This window comes from Vibrio sp. 10N.261.52.A1 (assembly GCF_002876325.1).
Taxonomy (GTDB): domain Bacteria; phylum Pseudomonadota; class Gammaproteobacteria; order Enterobacterales; family Vibrionaceae; genus Vibrio; species Vibrio chagasii.
Map to the genome: position 1 here is coordinate 1 of NZ_MCYD01001408.1, position 1994 is coordinate 1994.

The following is a 1994-nucleotide window of genomic DNA, read 5'->3' on the forward strand; positions in this document are numbered from 1 at the left end:
CATCCGCTTCATCACCATCGAGTAGTGTGTTGATCGTATCGATATAACGCTGATCACCCGCATCACCAACAATATCGATAGGATTGCTATGCGACCAACTTGAAGGTAACACCTTATTGAGTTTTTCGAGCGTCTCTTCCGATAACTCAGCGAGTTTGCCGCCACGTTCGAATAACGTATCAACAGCCATAATCGCAGGGCCACCACCATTCGTGACAATCGCCAGTCGCTCTCCACGTAATGGGACAGAGTGAGTTAGGGTTTCTACCGCAGCAAACAGTTCATGCAAGTTTTTAACACGCAACATACCACTACGACGAATAGCCGAATCGTAAATAATATCGAGCGTATCTGCACCACCAGTATGTGCCATTGCTGCTGCTCGACCTTTGGCAGTTCGGCCACCTTTTAGTACTAGTATTCTTCGGTTACGTGAAGCTGCACGGGCAGCCGAAATGAAGCGTCTTGCGTCTTTAATGCTATCTACATATAGCAATATCGCTTCCGTGTGGGAGTCGGTACTCAGGTAATCCAACAGTTCAGAAAACTCGATATCCGTGCCGTTACCGATTGAGATAAATGCAGAGAAACCAATCTCTTTATCATTCGCCCAATCAAGTATCGTGGTGCACACCGCTGCAGATTGAGAAACAAACGCAATCTTGCCGGGCAGTGCGGTAACAGGAGAGAAGGATGCATTTAAGTTAAGCCAAGGGATGATCACTCCTAAGCTGTTTGAACCAAGCATTCTTATATTGTGTTTTTTCGCAATCGCTAGGCATCGTGAGTCGTACGTTTCTCCGTTATCACTCGGTTGTTGCATGTCTGAAGATAGAACAATGACAGACGCAATGCCTTTCTCCGCTAACTCCTCAAAGATAGCTATATTGCGAGTCGCGTTGGTACAAAGAATCGCAAGGTCAGGAACGATTGGTAACGACAAAATGTTTTTGTAGGAAAGTACACCCGCCACAGAATCGTATTTAGGCGTAACCGGCATTACCGCGCCTTTAAAATCCCCGTGCAACAGATTATTCATAACGATGTATCCCGCTCGGTTTTCACGCTGAGAAGCACCTACAACAGCAATCGAACGGGGTTTCAGTAGGGGATCAAGATGATTCATAGACATATCCTAGCAATGCACGTAAGTTCATCGTAACTTAATTTTCGATGACAGGTTGATGGCAAATTCACCGAATTAAGATGAATAAGCAAACACTGCATTAAGTTTGTGAAATAGGTCACCCACTAATGGTGTATAATCTCAAAGTTAACTTGATTCTAAACCGACGTATCGGCATGATTTATAGTAATTATTATTAAGGATATAGAGCTTTCCATGAAAAAAATTGCAATTGCGACTTTGCCACTGCTCTTGGCTGCATGTGTATCTGAAAACTACATCACGGATGTGACTTCAGATAGTTATCAAGAAGAGTACAAAACTGCCAAAGTTGAAGCTCCAGTTGTGTCTCAATCACAGCAATCAGGCGTTGTTGAAGAGAATGTCGTTAACGTGATCAAAACAGAACCTGTTGAGCAGAAAGTCACTCAAACAACTCAGGCTAAGCCAGTTGCGGCAGTGAAGGGTCCAACTAAGAAGCAACAAGACATGAACCAGCGTTTTGGTTACACAGTTCAAGTTGTTGCGGTTGGCAGCCAAAGTAAAGTCGACTCTTTCGTGAAAATGCTACCAACGACTTCTCAGCCAGTTTGGGAAAACTACAAGATGGTTAACGGCACTAAGTGGTTCACAGTACTTTACGGTGACTACGCAACACGTTTAGAAGCAAAAAAGGCGATCTCAACACTACCTAGTTCACTTAAAAACTTGAAGCCATTCGTGAAGAGTATTGATGATATCAAGAACTCTGAATACCCAACGCTTAACAAGTTAAACTAAGTTTTGAATCATAAAGAAGGAGCAAATGCTCCTTCTTTTGTTTTATGACGAACCGTTTTGTCTAATAGTTAATCGCTCGATCTTTCGG

General features: G+C 43.3%; 2 protein-coding genes. One reads left to right on the forward strand and one right to left on the reverse strand.

Annotated features, from left to right (window positions below):
- The coding region (locus tag BCT81_RS28460) for an acetate--CoA ligase family protein (RefSeq protein ID WP_133152769.1) at window positions 1-1126 on the reverse strand (1126 nt) is incomplete at its 3' end.
- Between the two features lie 216 nt (window positions 1127-1342).
- Between BCT81_RS28460 and BCT81_RS28465 the strand changes: the two genes are divergently transcribed.
- Window positions 1343-1906: an SPOR domain-containing protein gene (locus BCT81_RS28465; RefSeq protein WP_102426609.1), complete on the forward strand. Its 564-nt coding sequence runs from the start codon at window positions 1343-1345 to the stop codon at window positions 1904-1906.
- Window positions 1907-1994: the final 88 nt, after the last annotated feature.

Bases quoted from the DNA above. Each gene is read 5' to 3' on its own strand.
- BCT81_RS28465 (WP_102426609.1), top strand. From the start codon at position 1,343: ATGAAAAAAATTGCAATTGCGACTTTGCCACTGCTCTTGGCTGCATGT.